The following is a 25,459-nucleotide window of genomic DNA, read 5'->3' as shown; positions in this document are numbered from 1 at the left end:
GCACTAAAGGTTATGGACATCATATTAACAGGACTCAGTTATAATACAGCGCCGGTTGAAGTGAGGGAGAAGCTGTCATTTTCAGGCCAGATGCTGTCAGATGGAATTGTACGGCTCAAAGGTTATGAGAATGTCAGTGAATGCCTTATCCTGTCCACATGCAACCGTGTGGAGATATATGCCATTGTTGACAAATCTGAGGTCGGTATCGCAAGGGTCAAAGATTTTTTGCACTCATACCAGACTCACCTGCCGATTGAGTCCCTGACACAACACCTCTATATTCATAAAAATGAGGCGGCCGTAAAACATCTTTTCAGGGTTGCCTCAAGCCTTGATTCGATGGTGGTGGGCGAACCTCAGATACTTGGACAGGTAAAGGATGCCTTTGACACGGCCCTGTTAAACAAGACGACCGGTGCGATCTTAAATAAGCTCTTTAAAAAAGCCATATCAGTTGCCAAACGTGTGAGGACAGAGACCAGGATTGCTGAAAATGCCGTATCTATAAGTTTTGCTGCAGTAGAGCTTGCAAAAAAGATCTTCAGCAGTTTGAGGGATAAAAGGGGGCTGCTTGTTGGCGCAGGTGAGATGGGTGAGCTTGCAGCTAATTACCTTGTCAGCAGCGGCATCAAAGAGATAGTTGTTTCCACGAGAAATTATGACAGGGCGTTAAACCTTGCGCAGGCCTATAATGGCCGTGCAGTAAGATTTGAAAATTTTTTAGAGGAAATGGGGAGGTCTGATGTTGTAATATGTTCCACAGGTGCCCCTGATTATATTATAAGGGCTGAACATATGCAGGATATTATTCATAAGAGAAGAAACACGCCAATTTTTCTCATAGATATTTCAGTTCCGAGAAATATTGACCCTGCAATTAATAAGATTGATAATGTATTTTTGTATGATATAGATGACCTGCAGGCGGTTGTTGAGGCAAACCGCAGGACGAGACAGGAGGAGGCGGATAAGGGGGAGCAGATCATTGTGGAAGAGGTAGGGACATTTTCGAAATGGTTTAAATCGCTCGAGGTTGTGCCCACAATTGTTGCCCTCAGGGATAAGGTTGAGGATATACGGAAAAAGGAGCTGGATCGGATGACGGAAAAACTGAGGACGCTGTCTCCTGAAGAGATAGCAGTGGTAGAAGGGCTGACGAATACGATAGTGAGCAAGATACTGCACGGCCCTCTTGTAGCCCTTAAATCAGAGTCGAACTCGAGCAATGGCTTACTATATGTGGAGACGATAAGGAAGATATTTAACCTTGAGGTCAAGGCAGCTGAGGAGAATGAAAAGGGAGAATGATGATGGGCGTCCGCAGGTGAACCGTCATGAGCCCTTCGACTGTTCGACAAGCTCACAGCTCTGGGCTCGCAAGGGGTCATGAAAAACGTCATTCCCGCGTAAGCGGGAATCCAGACTGTGGCCTGGTTCTGGATTCCCACTTGCGTGGGAATGACGGGTGAAAAATCCTGCGGGGACAGGTTCTGTGGGAATAACGGATACTTAGGAGTATTTTCGAGTGAAAGAAATCAGGATCGGCAGCAGGGGAAGCAAACTTGCCATATGGCAGGCAGAGCATATAAAGTCAGAGCTTGAGGCCCGTTATGCAGGCATCACTGTTACTATACAGAAGATAAAGACCACAGGTGATAAGATACTCGATGTCCCGCTTGCAAAGGTAGGAGGCAAGGGGCTTTTTGTGAAAGAGATCGAAGACGCCCTTTTACGGAATGACATTGATATAGCCGTTCATAGTATGAAGGATGTCCCTGCCATCCTCCCTGAAGGACTTTGCATAGGCGCCATCCCGGAGCGTGAAGATCCGAGGGATGCCCTGCTGTCCAGGGACGGGAGTGGATTTTTACACCTCAGGCACGGCGCACGTATAGGTACGAGCAGCCTCAGGAGGATTTCCCAGCTGCTTAACCAGAGACCTGATATTGTTATCCATCCGCTCAGGGGGAATCTTGACACGAGGATAAAAAAACTCGAGGCTGGTGAGTTTGATGCCATTATTCTTGCCGCAGCAGGCATCCGAAGGCTTGGATGGGCAGACAGGATTACAGAATACCTGCCGGAAACAACCAGCGTACCTGCTATTGGACAGGGAGCGCTTTGTATAGAGTGCAGAGAATCTGACGGCGATACACTTGATATAATCAGACCGCTTGATCACATGGAGACAAACATCTGTGTTCGGGCAGAGAGGGCCTTTTTGAAAAGGCTCGAAGGCGGATGCCAGGTTCCCATAGGCGCTTACGCAACAATGAAGGGTGATGGTATTGCAATCGAAGGGTTTGTTGCGTCTGTTGATGGACGCAGGATGGTAAGGGAAAAGAGGTCAGGGACGGCTGATAATCCTGAGGATGCAGGGATAGCCCTTGCAGAAAGCCTGTTGGCGCAGGGGGGGCAGGAAATTCTGCAGGAAGTATACGGAATTCGGAATTAAATCCCCCTTAGTCCCCCTTTTTCAAAGGGGGAGAATAATTCCTTTCTATATAAAAGGGGGATATTAGTTCCCCCCTTTACTAAAGGGGGGATGGGGGATTTGATTGGAGATTTTTGTGTGAATATGCAACTAACCGGGAAGAAAATAGTCATAACAAGGCCGTCTGATCAGCAGGAGGAGTTTGCCTCAATGCTCTCTGCACTCGGGGCTGAGCCTGTCAGGTTTCCGGTTATTGCCATAGCCCCGCCTGACAGCTGGGAAGCTGCAGACAGGGCTATAGAGAATATAAGCAAATATGACTGGGTCATTTTCACAAGCGTAAATGGGGTTACCTCTTTTGCAGGCAGATTGATTTTACTTCAAAAGGATGTAACGCAAACATTAAGCGGCATCAAAATTTGTGCTATTGGCCTTAAGACTGCAGAGGTTGTCGAACAGTACGGCCTTGAGGTTGATTTCATGCCTGATGAATTCCGTGCAGAGTCAGTGGCCGGTGGTTTTCTGGAAATGGGAAGCCCCGCAAATAATGTATTGTTGCCACGGGCGCAGGTCGGAAGGGACATACTCCCCGTCGAACTTGCCAGAGTGGGTATAAAGGTTGATGTTATTCCTGTTTACAAGGCAATACGGCCTGATGCTGACGCGCTGAAGCTGAGGAAGATGCTTCAGGACAGGGAAATTGATGTAGTAACATTCACGAGCAGTTCATGCGTTAAAAACTTTGTTGAAATTATAGGGCTGGATCAGTATAAGATGCTTCTTACAGGAGTGAAGATAGCATGCATAAGCCCGGTAACGTCTGATACGGTAAAAAAATATGGTCTTGGTGTGGATATTATCCCGGACAGATATACAGTGGCTGATCTGGCAAAGGCTATAGCCGGATATTACTGTAATGTCCTGCAAAAAGGGAGTAAGACGTAGCCAGGGCCCTGATAGCCGGACTGCAGCGGGGGATGAACCCCTGCCGGAATCAATGGCATTAGATATGGAGGGAAACGATCATATGGCATTTCCAAAGAATCGCATGAGGAGGATGCGGGCGACTGAGACCCACAGACGGATGGTGCGGGAGACAAGCCTCTCTGTTGATGATTTCATCTACCCTCTCTTTGTTGTTCACGGCCGCAATGTCCAGCGTGAGATCAGCTCCATGCCGGGTGTTTTTCAATTATCCGTGGACAATATTGTTCGTGAGGCAAAAGAGGTGAGTTCACTTGGGATACCTGCCGTAATCCTCTTTGGGATACCGGAGCACAAGGATGAGAAGGGGTCAGAGGCGTATGACGACAACGGGATTGTGCAGCAGGCGGTCAGGGCGATCAGGGACAGCGTGCCTGATCTCATTGTTATTACTGATGTCTGTCTCTGTGAGTATACGAGCCACGGACATTGCGGCGTTGTGAAAGACGGAAAGGTGCTGAATGACCCTACGCTGGAGCTGCTTGCCAGAGAGTCGGTATCGCATGTCAAGGCAGGCGCTGACATTGTAGCCCCGTCGGATATGATGGACGGCCGAGTGTCGGTTATCAGGCAGGCCCTCGACAAAGAGGGATTTGAGGATATCCCGATTATTTCCTATGGCGCAAAGTATGCCTCGGCCTTTTACGGGCCGTTCAGAGAAGCGGCTGAGTCAACCCCGCAGTTTGGCGACAGGAGGTCGTATCAGATGGACCCGGCCAATTCAAGGGAGGCCATGCAGGAGATCGCCCTTGACATTGAAGAGGGTGCGGACATTGTAATGGTTAAGCCTGCCCTCCCCTATCTTGATATTATATGCAGGATAAAGGAGCGGTGGGATATTCCGGTTGCGGCCTATAATGTAAGCGGTGAGTATTCACTTGTCAGGGCCGCCGGACGGCTTGGATGGATAGATGAGTCCCGCGTGATGATGGAGACGCTTACTTCTATAAAACGAGCAGGTGCGGATATTATTCTTACATATTTTGCGAAGGATGCAGCGCTGGTCTTGCGGGAGGATAGATAGTTAATTGAATATCATCAGGGGCATTGCCGCCATTCCAAAAGGTCTCACCAATACGGTTGTGACTATTGGAAACTTTGATGGAGTTCATCTTGGCCATCAGGAGCTCCTGCAAAGGGTGGTCAGGCGTGCGTCTGAAACAGGAGCTGTCAGCGTTGTCATTACGTTTGAGCCTCATCCGGCCAAGGTATTAAGGCCGGATAAGGCGCCCCGTCAATTGATATCTCTCCAGGAAAAGATTGAACTTTTTCAGTCATTTGGAATAAACATCGTTATTTGCATTGAATTTACGCCTGAGTTTGCCGGCAAATCCCCGGATGAATTTGCAGAGGACCTTCTCTGCAACAAGATAGGTGCCCGGGTCATTATTGTAGGGGCCAATTATAAATTTGGAAAAGGTCAGTCAGGGGATGTCCCGTATCTTCGTCAAAAGGGAAAGATGCTCGGTTTTGAGGTCGAAGAGGCAGAGCCGGTAGTAATCGAAGGGAAGAGGGTCAGCAGTTCATGGATCCGTGAGCTCCTCTTGAAAGGTGAGGTTGACACTGCGGCCGGGCTTTTAGGAAGATATTATTCCGTTGATGGGGTCGTTATGCCTGGGCATCACCGCGGGATGCTGCTGGGCTACCCTACTGCAAACATCTATACGGTTGATGAGGCTATTCCCCAAAACGGGATTTATGCTGTCAGGGTACTACGGGGTCAGATGATCCTGGAGGGCGCATGCTACATAGGTAATCAGCCGACATTTGCCGGGGAGAGGATCGGCATAGAGGTATACCTGTTTGACTTCAGCGGACAGCTCTACCATGAGCACCTGACAGTCCAGTTTATCAGGATGATCAGAGAGGAAAAAAAGTTCGGGGATAAGGAAGAGTTGATATTGCAGATTACGAAGGATGTAGAGGATGCAAGGGCAGTCCTGACGAAGCTGCAGTGATTTTCAGGTGAACCGTCATGGGCCCTTCGACTGTTCAACAAGCTCACAGCTCTGGGCTCGCAAGGGGTCATGAAAAACGTCATTCCCGCGTAAGCGGGAATCCAGACCGGGGCCTGGTTCTGGATTCCCACTTACGTGGGACTGACGGGTGAAAAATCCTGCGGGGACAGGTTCTGTGGGAATGACGGGTACACAGGAGCATTTTCAGGTGAACCGTCATGAGCCCTTCGACTGTTCGACAAGCTCACAGCTCTGGGCTCGCAAGGGGTCATGAAAAACGTCATTCCCGCGTAAGCGGGAATCCAGACCGATGGCCTGGTTCTGGATTCCCACTTACGTGGGAATGACGGGTGAAAAATCTTGCGGGGACAGGTTCCGTGGGAATGACGGGTACTTTGGAGCATTTTCAGGTGAACCGTCATGGGCCCTTCGACTGTTCAACAAGCTCACAGCTCTGGGCTCACAAGGGGTCATGAAAAACGTCATTCCCGCGTAAGCGGGAATCCAGACCGGGGCCTGGTTCTGGATTCCCACTTGCGTGGGAATGACGGGTGAAAAATCCTGCGGGGACAGGTTCCGTGGGAATGACTGGTACATAGGAACATTTTCGGATGACCATGTTAATAAAAAAAGTCCGGGATACTATCAGGCACCATGATATGCTTGCAAAAGGAGATACCGTGCTCATCGGTGTTTCCTCCGGCCCTGACTCTGTCTGTCTCCTTCATCTGTTAAAAGAATTGCAGGATGAATATGACCTCACCCTTCATATTGCTCATCTCAATCACGGATTTCGCGGGGAAGAGGCAGAGGAAGATTCAAGGTTTGTCCAGGATATGGGTAAGACGCTCGGGGTTCCGGTAATTGCAGAGTATTCAGATACTCCGGCATATGCCAGGGAGTATCGTATATCAAAACAGGAGGCTGCACGCGAGGTGCGCTACAGATTCTTTGGTTTAGCCGCTGACAAAACCGGCGCAGACAGGATTGCCCTTGGCCATACAGCGGATGATCAGGCAGAGACATTCCTGATGCGTCTCCTCAGGGGGGCCGGGTCTCACGGCCTTTCCGGTATCCCGCCTGTGAGGGACAAGATAATACGGCCCCTTATCGGGGTCTTTCGTGAAGAGATCAAAGAGTATTTATCAGAAAATGATATCCACTGCAGGATTGACTCATCAAACCTGACCCCTGTTTATCTGAGAAATAAGATCCGTCTGGAACTTATACCTCATCTTGCGAAGGAATATAATCCGAATATAATGGATACACTTGTCAGGAGTCTGAATATTTTAAGAGATGAGGATGTATTTCTTGATAATTATGTTAGAAAAATATTCCGGGATATGGTAATAAATGAGTCAGAAGGCATGATAAAGTTTGATGTGAAAAGGTTTGACTCCTGTGAGGAGCCGGTGAAGAGGAGACTCGTACGGTTTGCTGTAGAGGCTGTTAAAGGGGCAGAGGGTATTGCCCTCTCCTGCAGGCATGTAGAGGAGGCGCTCGCACTGCTGCAAAATGACAGGGCCGGGGAGATTGATTTTCCTGCGGGTGTCGCGGCTGAGAGAAGAGGAGATGTATTCAGCATATATTTAAGGTCAGCAGTGACATCAACCCCTCAGTATGCATATACAGTAAGGGTGCCGGGGGATACTATTGTACCGGAAGCTGGAATGAAAATTAACACAACTATCCGGACCTCCCCTGTTCTGAAGGAAGGATTGACTGATGCGACAGAGGCCGGAAGAAGCGCTGCCTTGTTTGATATGAGTAAATTCTCTGAACCGCTGGTCATCAGAAACCGGAGGGACGGCGACTTCTTCTGCCCGCAGGGAATGGGGGGGAAGAAGAAAAAGATAAAGGAGTATTTTATTGATTTAAAAATATCCCGAAGAGAGAGAGACAGGATACCGCTTCTGACCTCTCCGGAAGGGATTATGTGGATTGCCGGATACAGGGGTGATGAGAGGTTCCGGGTAACCACTGAAACGAAAAAGATACTTGAGGTGAAAGTTGTAAGGATTGCGGCGTAAGCAGCGCCGGCCTTTATGGCCGGCTTGAAGTTGCCCAGTCAAGTGTATCATCAAATAAGAAAGGAAGGAAGGCATGGAACGCATTTACGGCAAACCACTCATTACGCAGAGGGAGATAGAAAAGAGGGTCAGAGAACTTGGGGCAAAGATTACCGCAGATTATGACGGTAAAGACCTGCTGATGATATGTTTGCTTAAGGGCGCCTACACCTTTTTTGCCGATCTCGTGAGAAACATCCAATTGCCTGTTATGGTGGACTTCATGATGGTATCGAGTTACAAAGAAAGGTCTACCTCCTGCGGCGCAGTAAATATTGTACAGGAGCTGACCACACCTATAGAAGGTAAAGATGTGCTGCTTGTTGAGGATATTATTGATTCAGGATTGACGCTTGATTATATTTACAAGGCGCTTCTGGCAAAAAACCCTGACTCTTTAAAACTTTGCGTCCTCCTTGACAAGGCCGAAAGAAGAAAACATTCAGTGCCAATAGAATATCTCGGTTTTACTATTCCTAATAAATTCATAATCGGCTACGGCCTTGACTACCAGGATAAATACAGGAACCTGCCGCATATCGCTATCCTGGATAAGGGTGAGGTTGAATAATACAGGTAAAGGTATCCTATACATTGTCAGCACGCCAATCGGCAATCTGGAGGATATAACGCTCCGGGCATTGAAGGTCCTGGGAAGCGTCAGACTAATAGCCGCTGAAGACACCCGCCATACGCAGAAATTACTTCACCACTACGACATACACACACCGCAAACAAGTTATCATGACCACAATAAGGAAGAAAAGTCTGAAATACTCATAGCCAAATTAAAAGAAGGACATGACATTGCGTTGGTGTCTGACGCTGGAACTCCAGGCATATCAGATCCAGGATACTACCTCATCAACAGGGCTATAGAAGAAAACATAAAGATAACGCCGATCCCCGGCCCCACGGCATCCATTGCCGCCCTCTCAATCTCAGGCCTTCCAACAGATGCCTTTGTCTTTGAAGGCTTCCTTCCTTCTAAAAGTGCGGCACGTCAGAAAAGGCTAAAGGAGCTGTCATCGGAAAGGCGCACTATCATTATATTTGAAACGCCCCGGCGGGCGTCTTCAACGCTTGAAGATATCTTCGAAATCCTGGGCGACAGAAAGATTGTCCTGACACGGGAGCTTACCAAGATGTTTGAAGAGGTCATACGGGACAGGGTTTCAGGTGTTATGGAAAAGATCATGGGGAGGAGCCTGAAGGGTGAGATCACCATCATAATAGAAGGTGCGCAGGAAGAAACTGTTACAGACATTTCAGACCTGAGGTCTTGTCTCGAAATGCTGATGAAGAAGGAAGGACTCAGTTTAAAGGATGCAGTAACACGGGCATCAAAAGATATGAATCTTCCAAGAAACAAGGTGTACAGGGAGGCCCTGAAGATCAAGTAATACTGAATGAAGAACCCTGCAGCAAGCTGCAGGGTATCTAAGCAACTTCAACGTCATTCCTGCGTAAGCAGGAATCCAGATCAAAGCAAAAACTGGATTCCCACTTTCGTGGGAATGACAGGAAAACCTGTAGCAAGCTACAGGGAATTATCAAGTTAAATAAATGTCTTTATACTTCGTGGGAATTCTTAGTATAATGTTACATTAACGGCAAGGGCAATCTGATGAATATACGAAAGATTAATAAGGAACTCACATCCATCTGGCAGGAATTTCAGGATGTAGAGATTGCCTATCTCTTTGGTTCTCACGTTGCAGGAAAGGCAAGGAAGACCTCTGACATTGATATTGCCATCTATGCCCCGAAGCTTACACTTGATAGATATTGTAAATTATGGGCCAGGATAACAAAAGCACTGGGAACGGAGAAGATTGACCTTGTCACGATGAGCGATAAACCTGCATCCTTCAGGTACCAGATAATAAGAGAAGGCAGGGTTATTTATTTTAAGAATGAAGACCTGCTGAATGACTTTGAGTTAAAGACATGGCAGACATATATGGATAAAAAACACCTGAGACGTATTTATCTCAGGAACATGCATGAGGGTCTCCGTCATGGTGTATAGGAAAGAATCTATAGAAGACCGGCTGCTTAAAATGGATGAGACACTGAAGGTGTTGGAGGAATACAAGGGGATTTCATGGAATAAGTACAAGGCTGATATAAAAACACAGTGGATTGTTGAACGTGGATTCATAATTACGGCAGAAATGGTTTTTGATATCGGGGCACATATTCTCTCAAGTATGTATTCCGAATACTGTGATGAATATGAAGATATTACCAGGGGACTTGCAAACAAGAAGGTCATATCCAGGAAGCTGTCAAAGGGACTTGAAGGTTTTGGAGGTTTCAGGAATGTGCTTATCCATGAATATGTGAACCTTGATTCAAAGAAGGTATACGAGGCCCTTACAGGCAAGCTGGATATCTTAAAAAAGTTTAATAAAGAAATAGCTGCATGGGTGGCAAAACAAAAGTAAGGGAAACTGTCATATTACTCCAGGTACTGTGAAGAAAAGCTGATACGGAGGTTTACGATGATAATTTACTTTCTTGCATTGTTGATGAGCCTGTCTCTTGTCTGGGCGCCGGCCTCTTTTGCCGGGTATAAGGATGTTGACGCAAAGATTGCTGAACAGGAAATCGCCAGTCACATTGCACAGGAAGATGTGAGGTTTAACCTGCGCCTGCAAAAGGGCGGGTTTGAGAAGGGCGTGGCACAGGGGATGTGGGATGCCGAAGGGAAGTTAACGGCCCGTGCCACGGCCGCGAAACTGAAGTCACTGAAACATTCCGCTACTGGTGACGTGTTAATCTCATCACAGAATGCGGATATAAAAATCAGCATTACAGATATCAAAGAGTTGAATATGGGTATGAAGTTTAAGCAGGCCAAGTTTACGTGGAAGTATAATCCGGACGTACCATCACTCTGGAAACGGTTTATTGTTGCCGGCGGGAGCGGCTATGCGGCATTTATGCCTGACAACGATGGCTGGCGTTATGACGGCATGGAATTAGCCTATTCAGAAGAGCCTTTCCAACTTACTGCAGCAGAGATCGCTGAAGAGCAGAAAGAGATGCAACAGTTGGCTGCGGCTAAGGGTAAGGAGGAGGAGACGAGACGGCGGTTGCAGTCAGAGCGTCAGAGGAGGATAGAAGAGTCTAAGAAGGCCGGCAAGCAATATGGGACTTTTTCTCTTGCAACCCAGGGAGGGCAGGAAAGCTGCAGCGTTTCGGATGCAGGGGTGACCTGCCAGAGGAATGGAGAGAGCGGGAAGAAATCGTACTCAATAATGTTTGCTGATGTAAAGGATGTAAGGAAGACCTCTTATCCTGGTCCGGAGTCAAAACAATATTATGCTATTGAGCTCACCATGCGTGAAGCTGAGGCAGGGACTGGCAGTCAGGGTTCTGCGAAGACGTCCTGGAGAAATGTTGACCAGTGGATTTCTGATAGGAAGGATGAGCTGGACAAGTTTCTTGATGTCCTGTCAAAGGCACATGCTGAGTGGCGGACGAGATTCAGCGATATTGCGGATCATTTATAATCCACGAATCTCCCAGGTATCTGTATCTATGTCCATCTCTTCACCAAGAGGTTTGGATGGCAGGCCCGGGAGGGGAAATATCCTTCCACAGATCGGGTAGATAAATCCAGCGCCTGCAGCAATATGTATTTCTTCGACCGGGAGTGTAAACCCTTTTGGCCTTCCGTAAAGTTTAGGTGTATGTGAGAGTGAGTTGTGGACCTTTGCCATGCACACGGGGAGGTTGCTGAGTCCCAGCCTGTTTATCAGTTGTAATTTTATCATTGCCGTTTCAGAGAACGCTGCATCTTTTGCGCCATACATAATTTGGGCTATCGTGTTAATTTTATCCTCGACCGGGGTATTCAGGTCGTATAGAAATCGTCGCTGTCTGGTGTCTGTGACGGGCCCTGCGGTAATCTCTTCTACGGCCTTTGCAAGGTCAACCACCCCTGCCCCGCCATCTTTCCATGGCGTCACCGTAACCGCCCTTACGCCAAGTGCTTCAATACATTTGAGCAAATAGTTTATCTCATCCCCTTTATCGTCCTCGTGTCTGTTAACACCAACAACAAGGGGCACTTTAAAATATTTTACATTCTCAATCTGTTTTTCGAGATGTGACATTCCCCTGTCTATCTCTGCAAGTCCACCGTCTGGATTTCCTCCGTGCGTCTTAAGACTTTTCAGTGTAACAACCACCACTGCGCAATCAGGATAGAGGTTGCCCGACCGGCACTTTATGTCTACGAGTTTTTCGAAACCGAGATCAGCGCCGAAGCCCGCCTCTGTTATTACATAATCAGCAAGAGATAGCGCGAGCTGATCTGCAATGAGTGAACTTATGCCCGGGGCTATATTTGCGAACGGTCCTGTATGTACGAAGGCTGGAGTCCCTTCTGAGGTCTGTAATAAGTTGGGGCGCAGTGCATCGCGCAAGATAACTGCCATTGCCCCTGCACACTTTATGTCCTCTGCTGTCACAGGGGCGCCGTTCTTATTTAAGGCGACTATGATCCTGCCAAGACGCTCCCTCATGTCTTTGAGCGTAGAAGAGAGGGAGAGGATTGCCATTACCTCTGACGCCTCTGTAAGAACAAAGCGGCCGGGATGAGGGAATCCTCCGCCCTTTTCATTTGAGCCGACAATAATTTCACGAAGCGCCCTGTCATTGATATTTACTGTACGCGGCCAGAAGAGGCTGGCGGGATCAATATTAATGGGGCTGTTACGGTAGATATGATTATCTGCAAAGGAGCTCAGGAGGTTGTGGGCTGCGTTCACCCTGTAGTTATCGCCTGTCAGACCAAGGTTTATCGTCTCCTGCGGCAGCAGCATGGCCTTTCCTCCGCCTGTGCCCCCACCCTTCATACCAAAAAGCGGCCCTAATGACGGCTGTCGCAGGGTGACGACCCCTTTTTTGCCGATCCGCCACATTGCCATGCCAAGGCCTATGGCAACAGTTGTTTTTCCTTCTCCTGAGCCGGTTGGGGTTATGGCTGTAAGGACGACGTATTTACCGCGTCGTGGAGATAATCGTTTTTCAAGACCTGCTGGTGTGACCTTTGCTATATATTGGCCGTGTTTGTCAATTTCGTGAGATACAAGGTCTATGGAAGCGGCAATTTCTGAGATATGTTTCACCAGAAAATTCTCCTATCTACCCGTCATTCCAACGGAACCTGTTCCCGCATGATCAAGCGGGGAGTGGGAATCCAGAACCAGGCCTCGGTCTGGATTCCCGCTTACGCGGGAATGACGTTTTCATTAACCTTTGTGAGGCTGAGGCTCATGACGTTTCACTCGAAAATACTCCTAAGTACCCGTCATTCCCACGGAACCTGTCCCCGCATGATCAAGCGGGGAGTGGGAATCCAGAATCATGCCATCGGTCTGGATTCCCGCTTACGCGGGAATGACGTTTTCATTAACCTTGGTGAGCCCTGAGCTGTGAGCTTGTCGTACAGTCGTAGGGCTCATGACGGTTCACCTGAAAATCCCTGCTCCTACCACCTGCCTCCGGCGCCTCCGCCCCCGAAACTTCCTCCACCGAAGCCGCCGAAACCCCCGCTGCCGCCGCCGAAGCCTCCGCCGCCTGACGAGAAATCGTCCCACTTGCCCCGATGGTGGCGGCTTCCCATGTTTGCGAGTATGAGTGCCATCCAGAAGGGGACGTTATTATTGGAGGCGATGCCGCGATACCTTCTTGCCCGGCTAAGCATAATGATGAAAAAGATGATAACAAAAATGATAAAAAACCAGGGGATGCGGAAAAAGATGGGCACGCCCGGTTTGCTGTGCCTTTCTGCAGTATACTCGCCTTTAGCCAGGGCTATCATTGAGTCCGTTGCCCTGTCAAGCCCCTCGTAGTAGAGCCCCTGTTTGAAATATGGTTTTATGTCGAACTCTACAATCCGTTTTGCAAGTGCGTCAGGGATTGCACCTTCAAGGCCATAGCCGGTAGCGATAAAGACCTCGCGGTCTTTCATGGCTGCGAGCACTACAGCTCCGTTATTCTTGTCCTTTTGGCCAACACCCCACTCCTCACCGAGTTTTACTGTGTAGTCGCCGATTGGGTAGCCGTCAAGGGTTTCCAGAATGACGATTACAATCTGGGTAGACGTTGTATTGTCAAACTCAACGAGTTTCCTCTCCAGCACCTCCTGCTCTTCCGGTTTCAGGGTATTGGTGTAGTCATTGACAAGCCGCGGAGGGGAGGGCCTTTGTGGAAAGGTCTCGGCAAATAATACGGCAGGAATGAAAAGTAAAAATAATACTGCGGAATAAAGTAAGTGCTTATGTATCCTTCTGGCCGAATACGATCTCATCTGATAATTCATTCTTGTCTCTTTCGTCATAGGGGAAGTATTGTTTAAGTGCCGTACCAGCCATGTCAATACCTTTGATCAGGCCCTCTGAATATTCACCTTTTTTAAAGTGCTCTATCGCGGTATCTTTTATTTCGTCCCAGAAACCATGCGTAACGACCGCATTAATGCCTGCATCACCGAGGATGGCGAACTTGTGATCACGGACTGCCAGATAAAACAGAACACCATTCCTGGCTGCAGTCTTGTGCATCTCTAATTTTTCAAAGATTAACGCGGCCCTGTCGAGGACGTTGCCCCTGCATTTATCATCAATGAAAAGCCTTATCTCACCGGAGGTCTGTTTCTCCGCCATTCCGATTGCTGCGGTAATTTTATCGCGGTCTTCTTTGGTGAAGAGTTTCATCTGGAAATGCACCCTGTCCGACCAATCCGTAAAAGCCGGCCATGATGGTCGGCGCAACTAAAATTTTACTTCGGGCGCTTTTTCTGCACCCTTGTCGGCTTCAAAGTATGGCTTTTTCTCAAAGTTAAATATAGAGGCTACGATATTGTTCGGGAAGGAACGTATGTATGCATTGTATCGCTGGACGGTCTCATTAAATTTATTGCGCTCGACAGCGATCCGGTTTTCAGATCCCTCCAACTGAGCCTGCAGTTCCAGGAAGTTCTGATTGGCCTTCAGGTCCGGGTATCTTTCGACTACCACCATCAGGCGGGACAAGGCTGAACTGAGTCCCCCCTGTGCCTCCTGAAACTGCTGCAGGGCCTCAGGCGTTAACTTCTCAGGATTAATTGTGACCTGAGTTGCCCTGGAACGTGCCTCTATAACCTGTGTGAGAGTCTCTTTTTCATGTGCGGCATAACCCTTTACTGTGTTTACAAGATTTGGGATGAGGTCTGCCCTCCTCTGGTACACATTTTCTACCTGTGCCCATTGGGAGGTAACACCTTCCTCCATCCTGACCATGTTGTTGTACGGTGATACGAATAACCGGAAGAGTATTATCACTGCTATTATGATAACGCCAATTATGATCCAGCTCTTTTTCATACGTTACACTTTAAACAACATTCAGAGGGTTTGTCAATATAAATGTCAAATAGCCGTCCCTGTTGGAATGTTTGGAGGTTTTGTTGTAATATGTGGGGGCATCAGGGAAGAATAATCTCAGGAGGGTATAATGTTAACGCACATTGTAATGTTCAGGTTGAAAGAATCGGCTTTAGGGAAGGGTAAGGATGAGAACCTGCGGGAGTTGAAGGTATTACTGGAATCCCTGAAGGATAAAATACCGGTTGTAAAATACCTTGAAGTCGGGATAAATATCGGCAAATCTGCAAGCGCCGCGGATATAGCGCTCTACTCTGAATTTGATGACTTAAATGCGCTGGAGGCATACCGCATACATCCTGAACATGTCAAGGCAGTGGAGTTTATTGACAAAGTATGCTCTGAAAGGCGTGTCGCAGACTATATGGTGTAGAGCCATTGGCGCGCCTGCTCGCCTCTTCAGTACTCAGATCCCTTCCTTTTCTCAAACATAACTAATAATCGTCCGATAATAGGGTGTTATTGTATAGATAATAGACGGTATACGCTATGACCGAAACAAAAGACGAACTCCCCCTTGATACCCGATTGCTCAGTGAAGCCATCATTGAACTCAACATCTCGCGTCACAATGTATCTATCTATCCCAAAAATCATCCGGTGGTAGAAAAGTCATTGAATAAAGTATTTGACTTTCTGCAAAAACTCTTTGCGTTGAGACAAGATATTACCCTTGTAGTCGCAAAGGATGTTCTCATCGTTGATAGTCATCACCTCGACAAGAAGAACCCGGTTTATAAGGAATTTGCCGACTCTCTGAGCAAGAAAAATATCGCCTTCGTCACGTTCATAAGCGGGCTGACAAAGGATGAGCTTTACTCGTTTCACCGGTTCATTTCAGACAATGCCGGAAATGCGTCTCCAGAAGATATACAGAAGTTATTCATTGATTGCCACATTACTCACCTCAAGATAGGATCCGTTGATTTCTCTGTATTCCATCTTATCGAAGCGGATGGGAAGCAGAACGAAGACCATAAAATATCCCTTTGGGAAAAGTATGTATTCGGTCTTCTCGAAGGGAGCCTGAAACCTGATGAGTCGCCTGATATTCTGTCAACGATCCCTCCTGATCAGCTCGCGGGATACATAAACAGGGCTGATAGCGGCAAAATAAGGGAAGACAGCTATGAGAAGGTCATCACTTCCTACGTCAGGAAATCCTCGGAAAGGTCCTTTTCGCCCAATGAGTTGAAAAACGTGATGGATTTTATTAACAGGCTGCGGCCGGAATTGAAGGGTCATTTCCTCTCATCCGCGGTGAATGTCCTTTCCAGGGATTTGGAGACTGCCGAGGAATCTCTCCGGGATACATCTGTGGACACTGTCATCAATTTGCTCAGTGTCATCAACGAACAATTGGTGGCCATCCCAGAGGCATTAAAAAACATTCTCGATAAATTCTCGGTGTTTCAGCAGAAAAGTTCTGAGGCCCCTTATTATCGGGAGGGACTCATCGAAGACGACTTCCTTCTTTCTCCGGAACTGACCAGTTTGTTGAGCAGTGCGGATTTCAAGGCATTCGTGACCGATTCCTATCATAAGGATATCCAGCGCCTGATCCAATTTAATGCTGACTCGATCCAGACGGAATGGATAGAAGAATTTAAGGGTGAGTGGCAGGATGAGCAGATTGAAACTTTTTTTCATGAAATCATCCTGGAGCTGACACTCTCTGAGACGGATGGGATCATACCCCGTGAAGACTGCGAATTTTATGCCCATATACTGAAGGACCAGATCGTTCAATTCATATATACCGGTCAGTATGAGCAGGCATTGAAAACAATCAGGATATTAGAGTCCAGCAGCAATTCAGGAAAATCACCGGACGGCGTTTCGAATATTTTAGGATATTTCCATTCCGGGGAATTCATCGCATTGTTCATTGACTCATTAAAAATCATGGGCAGGGAGAAGCGGGAAGAGATACTGAACATGTGCGAGTATTACGGAGAAAAGATGATCGCATCATTAATCGGCGCACTCATTGGCGAGGAATCGCCGTCTACCAGGAGGTTTCTGACAGGTCTGGTGACCCATTTTAGGGAGAAGGCTGTACCGGATGTGGTCAGGTATCTCAATGATGACAGATGGTTTGTAAAAAGGAATATGCTGTTCATCCTGAATGAATGCGGCGGTCAGGACGCGCTTCAATATGCCAGAAGTTACTGCAATCATGAAAACCCCAAGGTCAGTTATGAGGCATTAAAATGTCTGCTGAATTTCAAGGACTCTTTTGGAATTGAGGCCCTGAGGGATTTATTGAAGTCCGACTCTCCGGATCTGTTGAACAGGGCCATTGCCCTATCAGGGACATTTAAGGTGAGGGAGGTTGTGCCGGAGCTTCTTGAAATGCTCAGGAGAAAGAGCATTACGGGTTCCAACTATGAAGGCAAGATCCACATTGTCAGGGCGCTCGGCCAGATAGGAGACTCCCGTGCCCTCGGCACGCTTAAAAACATACTTTCAGAAAAGTCCCTCCTCTTCAGGGGCGCCCTGGATAGGCTGAAAGAAGAGATACGTCAATCGCTCAGGAATTATCCTGATGAAAGGGGATAAAGGACTCAGAGAATGGATGCCATAGGGAAATTCCTGACGACTTTTACAATCACCATTGCCAATTGCTCACTTTATTCAGCAGAGCATGAAATATTCAATGAGCTCGTGAAAAAGACTTATAGAATGCTTGGTGAGATCCTGGGTGAGCAGTGTGAGATCATGATCATAGACCACAAACTGATTGTGAACAAACAGGAGCTCACGGATGCCGGAGCCAACAAGGCGAATTTTATAAGATATCTAAGGAGAAAAGGTATTACCCGCGTCGACTTTCTGAAGGGTCTTTCCCTTTCAGAGTTCAGACAGTTCATCATTGACGTCTCTGATACGGATAAAATAATGAATCCCGCCCCGCACATCAGGACCGGAACTATTGACGTCTGCGTCCCGAATCCCCGGTCCACTCCCTGCGAGGGCGAGGAAATATCAAATCTTCCGAAGGAGGATATTGCAAAGGTTCAGGATATTTTCCATTCCATCTCTCCTTTTAAAAAACTCAACATTGCAGGACTCGAGGAGATTGTGGTGCAGTTCATTATCACTTTCAGAAATGAGGCGCATATCCTAAAGCTGTTGAGCCCCGTTAGATCATTTAGTGAATATACCTATACGCACGCCTCCAATGTTGCCGTTCTCTCCATATTTCAGGCGGACAGCCTCGGGATCCAGGATGAACTGCTGCATGAAATCGGTGTTGCCGCCCTTTTGCATGATGCGGGAAAATTGTTCATACCTAAAGAAATCCTGGATAAAAATGGCAAACTTGATGACAGGGAATTTGCTGAAATAAAAAAACATCCGCTTTATGGTGCGCGATACCTTGCCAAAATGGATAACCTGACCCGCCTTGCCCCGCTGATTGCATTTGAGCATCATATGCGTTGTGACGGCTCAGGCTATCCCGGACTCCATACGGCTGGCAGGAGGCAGCATATTCTGAGTCAGATCATTGCCATCTCTGATTTTTTTGACGCCCTGCGGAGCCACAGGCCTTACAGGGAGAGTCTGGAAACAGAGGAAGTCATTGCCTTGATGAGAAAGGGAAGGGAAAAAGACTTTAACCCCTTTTTACTGGATAATTTTATCCGCTCGATACAGATGGCTCTCTCACAAGAGGCGGCATGACAGATGATGGCCTGTGATCAATTGGCGCGCCTGGAGGGAGTTGAACCCCCAACCTGCGGATTCGTAGTCCGACGCTCTATCCATTTGAGCTACAGGCGCATTTGGGTATATACTATAGGTGTGCATGGTCATTTTCATGGAAAATGACGGAATTGTCAAGCTGTAGGGGCGTATCCGGTGTATTGCCTATCCCATTTAATGTGACTACCTGGTATTTACTATGACCCTTACCCGTGACATTAAGGATATTGGCATAAGTTTAGGCTTCCGGCATGTTGGCATTTCCCCTCCTGATGCATCTCTATGGGGCAAGAGATTTCAGGGGTGGCTTAAGTGCGGTTTTGAAGGTGAGATGAGGTTCTTATCCAGGGAGCCGGAGAGACGCTTAAACCCTTCCATCGTATTTCCTGAAATCAAGTCTGTCATAGTGGTCTCTATGAATTATTATCCTGGGGGGGATCGCAGGGGATGCCTTGATGACCATGCCAGGGGGTACATTGCAAATTATGCGCTTAATGAGGACTATCATGACGTTGTCAAGTCAAGGCTTGAAGAGTTTCTTGTAAGGATTAAGACCCTGACTGATAAAAAAGCAGACGGAAAGATATATGTAGACACAGGCCCTGTCCTTGAAAAGGCATATGCCGCTATGTCCGGTGTTGGATGGATGGGAAAGCACTCCCTTATCATCAGCCCGGACGCCGGGTCGTGGTTAGTGCTTGGGGTAATACTCCTTGACACAGAATTGGAGTTTGATGCCCCGCTGCAGGATCGCTGCGGTGAGTGCACCAGATGTATCGAGGCCTGTCCAACAGGCGCTATTGTTGCGCCTTACGTTGTTGATGCGAGGCGATGCATATCATACCTGCTTGGTGAATTAAAAGGGGCGATACCTGAAGAATTGAAATCTATGACAGGCAATAAGATTTTTGGTTGTGATGATTGCCAGTGGGCCTGCCCATGGAATAATGTTGCTCAGGCAGCCACAGAGACTGGTTTTATACCAAGAAAAGAGTTGACTTCTCCCCTGCTTGCGGATTTAATGGAGATGGATCGGGAAGGTTTCAAAAAGGTTTTTCATGATAATTCTGTCATGCGTATCAAGTGGGAGAGGTTTATGAGAAATGTGGTTGCGGCTGCGGGAAAATAAATCTGCCCCCTTTTTAAGGATGAATTAGAGATGAAATACGGCAAGGAAGAGATTGAGAAGGCTGAGCTTGAGAAGTGGGAGAATCCGTATCAGGACAGGGATTATGTTATTGACATCTCGTTTCCTGAATTCTCATGCCTCTGTCCCCGCTCCGGCTATCCTGATTATGCGACAATTAAGATTAACTATGTGCCTGACAAGTATATCGTTGAGCTGCGCTCATTGAAGCTGTACCTTAATAAGTTCCGTGACCAGTATATCTCTCATGAATCTGCAACAAACAAGATATATGACGACCTGAAAAATCTTATTGAACCGAGGCGGATTGAAGTAACAGGCGACTGGAATCCGCGTGGTAATGTAAAAACCATTATTCGTGTTGGGGGGTAGCGGGTCAGACCCCTTTCATCACAGCCGAAAGTTTTGTTGCCTCGGCTATGCAGTGTCCAACTGAAACACCGTTGAGGTAGTTGCCTGAGAGATATAAGCCGGGAATTTTCCTGATAGCCTCCTGAACAGCATCTATGCGCTCCTGATGGCCGATGATATATTGCGGGATTGCCCGTGTATGGCGTATTAGCTGTACGAACTCAGGTTTTTCTTCTATACCGAGGATGTACCTTAAGTCACGCAATGTCATTTCAATGAGTTCCCTGTCGCTGTATTCGAGTATGTCATCCTTCCTTGCGCCGCCAAGGATGGTTGTGAAGGCGGCCTTACCCTCAGGCGCACGTCCTGCGAAAATTTCGGAGCTCCAGATGCTCCCGAGGATGTTGTAACCCCGTTCACGGGACTCTTTCCGCGGTATGAGGAAGCCAAAGCCATCGAGTTTCTGTTTTATATGTCCCCTGTCAAACCCTGTGAAGACGATTACTGCAGGGACGTATTGTATCTGCATCAGATGGGCAGCGACATATTCGGATATCGGCTGGATCAACCTTGCTGTTGCCCAGGCAGGTGTAGCAAAGATGACGATGTTGGCCTTGAAAAGTCCAGGCTGTGGAGTGGGGGCAGAAACATTTTCTGTAATAACTTCGAAACCTTTTTCTGCCTTCTTCACTGACAGCACGTTACACCCACCAACAAACCTGTCACCAAGGGTCTTTCTTATTGCCTCAGGTAAAGTTCCCAGGCCGTCCCTGAATGAAAAAAGGCGCATCTTTCGCTTTGGCTCACCCTTCTTTTTCCTTCCGAATATTGCGGCTTTCACAAGCCCGCCATGCTCAAGCTCCATACCATACATCTTTGGAAAACAGCTCTTTAATGAAAGTTTGTAGGGATCTCCTGCAAACACCCCTGTAACAAAGGGGTCAATGGCATAATCGAGGAACTCCTGTCCTGTCCTCCTCTTAACGAACTCAGCGATCGTCTCCTCGTGGCTGCCGGCGAACTTGCGGATAAATGGTTCGCACATAAGCCTCAGTTTCCCTTGTATAGTCCAGAGGTCAGTTGACAGAAACTGGAGAGGACCAAGTGGTAAAGGCCTTAATCTGCCGTCTCTGACGACATAACGGTTTTTTGCATCTTCACTGCCGTATATCTTATATCCACTGATGCCGAGTGACTCGCACAGGTCATCCGCCTCTTTGTACAGGTCGAGTGTAGAGTTGGGGCCGTATTCAATAAGGTAGCCCTTATGCGTTTCTGTGCGTATAGACCCGCCGGCCCTATCTCCTTTTTCGAGGACGGTGACATCAATACCGCTTTTGTGCAGCCAGTAGGCAGCAGTAAGGCCGGAAATGCCGCCGCCGATGATTATAACTTTCATTCGAAAATACTCCTAAATACCCGTCATTCCCACGGAACCTGTCCCCGCATGACTTAAGCTGGGAGTGGGAATCCAGAACCAGGCCGCGGTCTGGATTCCCGCTTGCGCGGGAATGACGTTTTCATGAACCCTGGTGAGCCCCGAGCTGTGAGCGTGCCGAACAGTCGAAGGGCTCATGACGGTTCACCTGAAATTCTCCGTTCAAATCCCCCCTTTCCCCCTTTGGTAAAGGGGGACTAAGGGGGATTTTCATCTACCTCTGTGACCCCCGGCTTTTTTAATCAGAAGAATGGATTAGAAGGGGGAATACATGCTGTAATTACCATTTCCTTCAATGCATCAATCAGAAGAGGCGAATCGTTTAGTGCAGGGGCCCTGTAGAAGTTTGTGATTCCGTATTCTCCTGCCTTTTCTTTGTAGAGGATATCCATCTCGTAAAGGGTTTCTACATGCTCGGATACAAAGCTGATCGGCACTAACATAACGTTTTTTGCCCCCTTACTTCCGATCTGTCTCAGGACATCGTCAGTTGACGGCCCGAGCCATCTCAACGGTCCCACGCGACTCTGATATGACAGGTGATAATCCTTCAGGTTCCCGAGCCTGCCGGCGATCAGCTCAACGCTCTTTTCCACCTGCTTGGCATACGGGTCGCCGCGCCTGATAAATTTCATGGGTAACCCGTGTGCGCTGAATACAACCGGAGTCTTATGAATATCAAGGTGGTGCAGCGAGGCGGTATCCTGTATCGTTTCACACACTGCATCAATGTACGATGGGTTATCGTGCCAGTCATTTATATAACGGATTTCGATTGTAGGAGTGCCTATCCCCTTCAGGATCCGCTTGAACTCATTGAATGCCGAACCTGTTGTCGTAACCGAGTAGTGGGGATACAGCGGCAGGATTATAAGCTTGGTCAATGGAAACTCGAGCATGTCCTTAACTGCATCTTCTATAGTCGGGCGGCAGTATCTCATGGAGACAAAGACCCAGATATTGCCCTGTTTCTGAAGTGACTCTTCAAGGGCCTTTGCCTGCTGCATGGTAAGTTTTACTATAGGTGATTTTCCACCTATGGCGCTGTAATATTTCTTTACCTTTGGGGCCCTGCTGCGTGCAATAAGCCTTGCAAGTGGTTTTAAAACCGGGAGTAATACCCTGTTAAAGCCCATTATGTCTGAATCAGAAAAAAGATTATAAAGGAAGGGCTCAACAGCATCCAGGGAATCAGGACCGCCCATATTTATCAGAAGGACTGCTGTGGTAGATTTGCCGTCTGTCATATTGTTCGCGAAAATTTCATCTCTCTGCCAGGGGCGTTCAGATAAGCATCGAATACCATTGCGATATTCCTGACAAGTATGCGGCCTGAGTCTGAGATCTCTATCCTGTCAGGCTGAAGTTTTAACAAGCCGTCATCCTGAAATGCCACGAGCCTCTTTAAGGCATCGCTGAAATAGTCATCAAAGGATATGTTGTATTTTGACTCAACCTCATGTTTGACAAGTTCGAAGTCACACATCAGCCTCGTAATAATATGTCTCCTCAGGATATCATCATCTGTCAGCTCATAGCCCCTGTGAGTTGCCAGCCTGCCGGCACTTACAGCAGCGTAATAATCATTAAGCGCCTTCAGGTTCTGGGCATAGCAGTTGCCGACCATGCTTATGGAGGTCATGCCAAATCCATAGAGGTCGCAGCCGGCCTTTGTTGTGTAGCCCTGAAAATTCCTGTACAGGGTCTTCTCTCTTTGTGCGATGCAGAGTTCATCATCCGGCTTTGCAAAATGGTCCATACCAATATAGACATATCCTGCGCCTGTGAATTTCTCAATGACCATCTTGAGTATCTCAAGCTTTTCCCTCCCTTTTGGAAGGTCTTCCTCATGTATCATCTTCTGATGCTTCTTCATCCAGGGTACATGCGCATAATTGAACACTGCTATCCTTTCAGGATTGATGGCGATGATACGGTCAACCGTCTCCTTAAATGAATCTGCGGTCTGAAATGGAAGCCCATAAATCAGGTCTACATTTATACTCTCAAATCCAAGATCCCTGCACCAGTTGACAAGTCTTCCTGATGTCTCTTCGCTCTGGACCCTGTTTACAGCCTCCTGGACCCGTGGATTTAGGTCCTGGATGCCCATACTGATGCGGTTGAACCCAAGTCTTTTCAAGGTCTGCACGTGCTCAAATGTCGTCTCACGCGGATCAAGTTCAACCCCTGCCTCTGCACCAACAGCGATCGTAAAATTATCTTTTATATATCCGTACAATTCTTCCATCTCAGATGGACTGAGAAAGTCAGGGCTGCCCCCGCCCCAGTGCAACTGGACCACTTGCCTGTTTCTTTTGACAAGGCGGGATATGTTTTCCATCTCCTTTTTCAGATATGAGATATACTCACCTGCATGCCCCTTCTTCCTTGTGATAATTGAGTTGCAGCCACAATAAAAACAGAGTGAATAGCAGAATGGGATGTGAAAATATAATGACAAAGGTGCACTGCTATCTGCCCTGTTAGTTTCAATAATCTTCTCCCTGAACTGCTCAGGACCGAACTTCTCATTCCAGACAGGGGCTGTGGGATAACTCGTATAACGCGGGCCGGCCTTGTCATATTTAAGGAGGGTGTTAATATCTATGGTAATTTCTGTCTTCACTCGAAAATCTCCGTTCAAATCCCCCCTATCCCCCCTTTACTAAAGGGGGGAACTAATTTCCCCCTTTTACACAGAGAAGAATTACTTTCCCCCTTTGGAAAAGGGGGACTAAGGGGGATTTTCATCTTCCTGCCTTTTTAAGCGTTAACTACTCAGTTCGTGGACTATGTCAACCAATGCCTTAGCATGATCTACGGGAATATCAGGGAGGATTCCATGTCCAAGGTTAAAGATGTGGCCTGGTTCCTCTCCATATTTTTCAATGATGGTCTTTGTATACTTTCTTATAACAGCCGGCGGTCCGTAAAGTACACAGGGGTCTAAATTGCCCTGCAGTGCTACCCTCCTGTTGCTTCTTCTTACAGCATCTGCCATATCTATCCGCCAGTCAAGGCCGACAACATCAGCTCCTGAGTTGACCATATATTCCAGTATCCCGCTTACACCATTTGCAAAATAGATTAAAGGGACCCCCTTCCTGTCAATCCCGCGTATCACCCGTTCTGCATAAGGGAGGGCAAACTCCCTGTAGTCATCAGGGGCGAGCCAGCCTGCCCAGGTATCGAACAACTGGACTGCGTGAACCCCGGCATTGATTTGCATGTTAAGGTAGCTTATGACTGCAGAGGTTATTTTATCGAGTAGCTTGTGCAAGAGTGACGGATTTTCATACATCATGCGTTTAATCCATGTAAAGTTCCTTGAGGTCTCTCCTTCAATTATATATGTTGCGAGGGTAAAGGGTGACCCTGAGAAACCTATCAAAGGTACACGTCCGCCAAGCTCCTGAAGTATGAGTTTTATTGCCTGTGGGATAAAAGGCATCAGTTCCTTTGATTTCACATTATCCGGTACCCGAAGGGCCTTAAGCTCATTGTCTGACCTTACCGGATTAGACAGGACAGGTCCCCTCTTTTCTGTGAACGTGACCCCTATACCCATTGCCTCTACAGGTATGAGAATGTCAGAAAATAGTATGGCGGCATCCACGCCGAGTATATCTACGGGCAGCATGGTAACCTCAGCAGCAAGTTCAGGGGACTTACACATTGTGAGAAAATCAACCTTCTTTCTTATGTCTCGGTATTCCTTCATATAGCGGCCTGCCTGCCTCATAATCCAGACAGGGGTGAAATCAACCGGCTCCCTTCGGCAGGCCTTCAGGAAACTATCATTTTTTAACATCAGACATCCTCCGGCATTAAATGGGGACAGCGACTATTTATTTGTCTTAACCTAGTAGTCATCTGCAAAATAAATAGTCGCTGTCCCCATTTAATGTAAGCCATTTAA

At 47.6% G+C, this 25,459-nt stretch carries 24 protein-coding genes and 1 tRNA gene; 16 read left to right on the top strand and 9 right to left on the bottom strand.

The window, feature by feature from the left end; genetic code table 11:
* Window positions 1-12: 12 nt before the first annotated feature.
* The 11 genes from IT393_12045 (at window position 13) to IT393_11995 (ending at window position 10,972) form a co-directional block, all read left to right on the top strand.
* Window positions 13-1,311: a glutamyl-tRNA reductase gene (locus IT393_12045; GenBank protein ID MCC7203376.1), complete on the top strand. Its 1,299-nt coding sequence runs from the start codon at window positions 13-15 to the stop codon at window positions 1,309-1,311.
* Window positions 1,312-1,528: 217 nt separating this feature from the next.
* Window positions 1,529-2,458 (top strand): hydroxymethylbilane synthase, encoded by a 930-nt coding sequence (gene hemC / locus IT393_12040; protein ID MCC7203375.1) that lies wholly within the window; start codon window positions 1,529-1,531, stop codon window positions 2,456-2,458.
* Between the two features lie 117 nt (window positions 2,459-2,575).
* The gene (locus IT393_12035; GenBank protein ID MCC7203374.1) at window positions 2,576-3,382 is read left to right on the top strand and encodes a uroporphyrinogen-III synthase; all 807 of its coding nucleotides are present in this window, start codon (window positions 2,576-2,578) and stop codon (window positions 3,380-3,382) included.
* 82 nt (window positions 3,383-3,464) lie between these two features.
* Window positions 3,465-4,445, top strand: coding sequence for a porphobilinogen synthase (hemB, locus tag IT393_12030; GenBank protein ID MCC7203373.1), 981 nt, complete (start codon window positions 3,465-3,467; stop codon window positions 4,443-4,445).
* Between the two features lie 4 nt (window positions 4,446-4,449).
* Window positions 4,450-5,379 (top strand): bifunctional riboflavin kinase/FAD synthetase, encoded by a 930-nt coding sequence (locus IT393_12025; protein ID MCC7203372.1) that lies wholly within the window; start codon window positions 4,450-4,452, stop codon window positions 5,377-5,379.
* A gap of 617 nt (window positions 5,380-5,996) precedes the next feature.
* The gene (gene tilS, locus IT393_12020; protein ID MCC7203371.1) at window positions 5,997-7,412 is read left to right on the top strand and encodes a tRNA lysidine(34) synthetase TilS; all 1,416 of its coding nucleotides are present in this window, start codon (window positions 5,997-5,999) and stop codon (window positions 7,410-7,412) included.
* A gap of 73 nt (window positions 7,413-7,485) precedes the next feature.
* Window positions 7,486-8,022 carry a hypoxanthine phosphoribosyltransferase gene (gene hpt / locus IT393_12015; protein MCC7203370.1) on the top strand — a complete coding sequence of 179 codons (537 nt, stop codon included), beginning with the start codon at window positions 7,486-7,488 and terminating at the stop codon, window positions 8,020-8,022.
* Window positions 8,015-8,854, top strand: coding sequence for a 16S rRNA (cytidine(1402)-2'-O)-methyltransferase (rsmI, locus tag IT393_12010; protein ID MCC7203369.1), 840 nt, complete (start codon window positions 8,015-8,017; stop codon window positions 8,852-8,854). Before hpt ends, rsmI begins: the two co-directional genes overlap by 8 nt.
* Window positions 8,855-9,078: 224 nt before the next feature.
* Window positions 9,079-9,483 carry a nucleotidyltransferase domain-containing protein gene (locus IT393_12005; GenBank protein MCC7203368.1) on the top strand — a complete coding sequence of 135 codons (405 nt, stop codon included), beginning with the start codon at window positions 9,079-9,081 and terminating at the stop codon, window positions 9,481-9,483.
* Window positions 9,473-9,901, top strand: coding sequence for a DUF86 domain-containing protein (locus IT393_12000; protein MCC7203367.1), 429 nt, complete (start codon window positions 9,473-9,475; stop codon window positions 9,899-9,901). Before IT393_12005 ends, IT393_12000 begins: the two co-directional genes overlap by 11 nt.
* Before the next feature lie 57 nt (window positions 9,902-9,958).
* Entirely contained in the window at window positions 9,959-10,972 is a 1,014-nt protein-coding gene (locus tag IT393_11995) for a hypothetical protein (protein ID MCC7203366.1), read from the top strand.
* On the opposite strand, the gene IT393_11990 is transcribed toward IT393_11995, so the two are convergent.
* From IT393_11990 to IT393_11975, 4 genes are all read right to left on the bottom strand, one after another.
* Window positions 10,967-12,598 (bottom strand): formate--tetrahydrofolate ligase, encoded by a 1,632-nt coding sequence (locus IT393_11990; protein ID MCC7203365.1) that lies wholly within the window; start codon window positions 12,596-12,598, stop codon window positions 10,967-10,969. The two genes, IT393_11995 and IT393_11990, sit on opposite strands and share 6 nt — an antisense overlap.
* 359 nt (window positions 12,599-12,957) lie before the next feature.
* Entirely contained in the window at window positions 12,958-13,779 is an 822-nt protein-coding gene (locus IT393_11985) for a TPM domain-containing protein (GenBank protein ID MCC7203364.1), read from the bottom strand.
* Entirely contained in the window at window positions 13,748-14,185 is a 438-nt protein-coding gene (locus tag IT393_11980) for a TPM domain-containing protein (protein MCC7203363.1), read from the bottom strand. Before IT393_11980 ends, IT393_11985 begins: the two co-directional genes overlap by 32 nt.
* A 57-nt stretch (window positions 14,186-14,242) precedes the next feature.
* On the bottom strand, window positions 14,243-14,833 hold the full coding sequence (locus tag IT393_11975; GenBank protein MCC7203362.1) for a LemA family protein: 591 nt from the start codon (window positions 14,831-14,833) through the stop codon (window positions 14,243-14,245).
* 130 nt (window positions 14,834-14,963) lie between these two features.
* Here IT393_11975 and IT393_11970 point away from each other — a divergent pair, with 130 nt between their 5' ends.
* The 3 genes from IT393_11970 (at window position 14,964) to IT393_11960 (ending at window position 18,580) form a co-directional block, all read left to right on the top strand.
* A complete protein-coding gene (locus IT393_11970; protein MCC7203361.1) occupies window positions 14,964-15,266 on the top strand; it encodes a Dabb family protein in 303 nt (100 codons plus the stop codon).
* Between the two features lie 116 nt (window positions 15,267-15,382).
* Window positions 15,383-17,455, top strand: coding sequence for a HEAT repeat domain-containing protein (locus tag IT393_11965; protein MCC7203360.1), 2,073 nt, complete (start codon window positions 15,383-15,385; stop codon window positions 17,453-17,455).
* A gap of 12 nt (window positions 17,456-17,467) precedes the next feature.
* Entirely contained in the window at window positions 17,468-18,580 is a 1,113-nt protein-coding gene (locus tag IT393_11960; GenBank protein MCC7203359.1) for an HD domain-containing protein, read from the top strand.
* A 22-nt stretch (window positions 18,581-18,602) separates the two neighbouring features.
* Here IT393_11960 and IT393_11955 read toward each other — a convergent pair.
* Window positions 18,603-18,679, bottom strand: a tRNA-Arg gene (locus IT393_11955).
* 121 nt (window positions 18,680-18,800) lie between these two features.
* Between IT393_11955 and queG the strand changes: the two genes are divergently transcribed.
* Window positions 18,801-19,730 (top strand): tRNA epoxyqueuosine(34) reductase QueG, encoded by a 930-nt coding sequence (gene queG / locus IT393_11950; GenBank protein ID MCC7203358.1) that lies wholly within the window; start codon window positions 18,801-18,803, stop codon window positions 19,728-19,730.
* 30 nt (window positions 19,731-19,760) lie between these two features.
* Window positions 19,761-20,120, top strand: a complete 360-nt coding sequence (gene queF, locus IT393_11945) for an NADPH-dependent 7-cyano-7-deazaguanine reductase QueF (protein ID MCC7203357.1) — start codon at window positions 19,761-19,763, stop codon at window positions 20,118-20,120.
* 4 nt (window positions 20,121-20,124) lie between these two features.
* Here the strand turns inward: queF and hemG are convergent, their stop codons facing one another.
* The 4 genes from hemG to hemE form a co-directional block, all read right to left on the bottom strand.
* Complete coding sequence (gene hemG / locus IT393_11940) at window positions 20,125-21,498, bottom strand: protoporphyrinogen oxidase (protein ID MCC7203356.1); 1,374 nt, start codon at window positions 21,496-21,498, stop codon at window positions 20,125-20,127.
* A 281-nt stretch (window positions 21,499-21,779) separates the two neighbouring features.
* Window positions 21,780-22,784 (bottom strand): ferrochelatase, encoded by a 1,005-nt coding sequence (hemH, locus tag IT393_11935; protein ID MCC7203355.1) that lies wholly within the window; start codon window positions 22,782-22,784, stop codon window positions 21,780-21,782.
* The gene (hemN, locus tag IT393_11930; GenBank protein MCC7203354.1) at window positions 22,781-24,154 is read right to left on the bottom strand and encodes an oxygen-independent coproporphyrinogen III oxidase; all 1,374 of its coding nucleotides are present in this window, start codon (window positions 24,152-24,154) and stop codon (window positions 22,781-22,783) included. Before hemN ends, hemH begins: the two co-directional genes overlap by 4 nt.
* Before the next feature lie 156 nt (window positions 24,155-24,310).
* Window positions 24,311-25,351 carry a uroporphyrinogen decarboxylase gene (gene hemE, locus IT393_11925; protein MCC7203353.1) on the bottom strand — a complete coding sequence of 347 codons (1,041 nt, stop codon included), beginning with the start codon at window positions 25,349-25,351 and terminating at the stop codon, window positions 24,311-24,313.
* Window positions 25,352-25,459 lie beyond the last annotated feature (108 nt).

It is taken from the genome of Nitrospirota bacterium, assembly GCA_020851375.1.
GTDB lineage: Bacteria > Nitrospirota > 9FT-COMBO-42-15 > HDB-SIOI813 > HDB-SIOI813 > RBG-16-43-11.
The sequence above is the reverse complement of the archived record's forward strand: the minus strand, read 5'-3'. Positions and strand labels throughout refer to the sequence as shown.

Bases quoted from the DNA above. Each gene is read 5' to 3' on its own strand.
- IT393_12045 (MCC7203376.1), top strand. From the start codon at position 13: ATGGACATCATATTAACAGGACTCAGTTATAATACAGCGCCGGTTGAA.
- hemB (MCC7203373.1), top strand. From the start codon at position 3,465: ATGGCATTTCCAAAGAATCGCATGAGGAGGATGCGGGCGACTGAGACC.
- tilS (MCC7203371.1), top strand. From the start codon at position 5,997: ATGTTAATAAAAAAAGTCCGGGATACTATCAGGCACCATGATATGCTT.
- hpt (MCC7203370.1), top strand. From the start codon at position 7,486: ATGGAACGCATTTACGGCAAACCACTCATTACGCAGAGGGAGATAGAA.
- IT393_12005 (MCC7203368.1), top strand. From the start codon at position 9,079: ATGAATATACGAAAGATTAATAAGGAACTCACATCCATCTGGCAGGAA.
- IT393_12000 (MCC7203367.1), top strand. From the start codon at position 9,473: ATGGTGTATAGGAAAGAATCTATAGAAGACCGGCTGCTTAAAATGGAT.
- IT393_11995 (MCC7203366.1), top strand. From the start codon at position 9,959: ATGATAATTTACTTTCTTGCATTGTTGATGAGCCTGTCTCTTGTCTGG.
- IT393_11985 (MCC7203364.1), bottom strand. From the start codon at position 13,779: ATGAGATCGTATTCGGCCAGAAGGATACATAAGCACTTACTTTATTCC.
- IT393_11980 (MCC7203363.1), bottom strand. From the start codon at position 14,185: ATGAAACTCTTCACCAAAGAAGACCGCGATAAAATTACCGCAGCAATC.
- IT393_11975 (MCC7203362.1), bottom strand. From the start codon at position 14,833: ATGAAAAAGAGCTGGATCATAATTGGCGTTATCATAATAGCAGTGATA.
- IT393_11970 (MCC7203361.1), top strand. From the start codon at position 14,964: ATGTTAACGCACATTGTAATGTTCAGGTTGAAAGAATCGGCTTTAGGG.
- IT393_11965 (MCC7203360.1), top strand. From the start codon at position 15,383: ATGACCGAAACAAAAGACGAACTCCCCCTTGATACCCGATTGCTCAGT.
- IT393_11960 (MCC7203359.1), top strand. From the start codon at position 17,468: ATGGATGCCATAGGGAAATTCCTGACGACTTTTACAATCACCATTGCC.
- queG (MCC7203358.1), top strand. From the start codon at position 18,801: ATGACCCTTACCCGTGACATTAAGGATATTGGCATAAGTTTAGGCTTC.
- queF (MCC7203357.1), top strand. From the start codon at position 19,761: ATGAAATACGGCAAGGAAGAGATTGAGAAGGCTGAGCTTGAGAAGTGG.
- hemG (MCC7203356.1), bottom strand. From the start codon at position 21,498: ATGAAAGTTATAATCATCGGCGGCGGCATTTCCGGCCTTACTGCTGCC.
- hemH (MCC7203355.1), bottom strand. From the start codon at position 22,784: ATGACAGACGGCAAATCTACCACAGCAGTCCTTCTGATAAATATGGGC.
- hemE (MCC7203353.1), bottom strand. From the start codon at position 25,351: ATGTTAAAAAATGATAGTTTCCTGAAGGCCTGCCGAAGGGAGCCGGTT.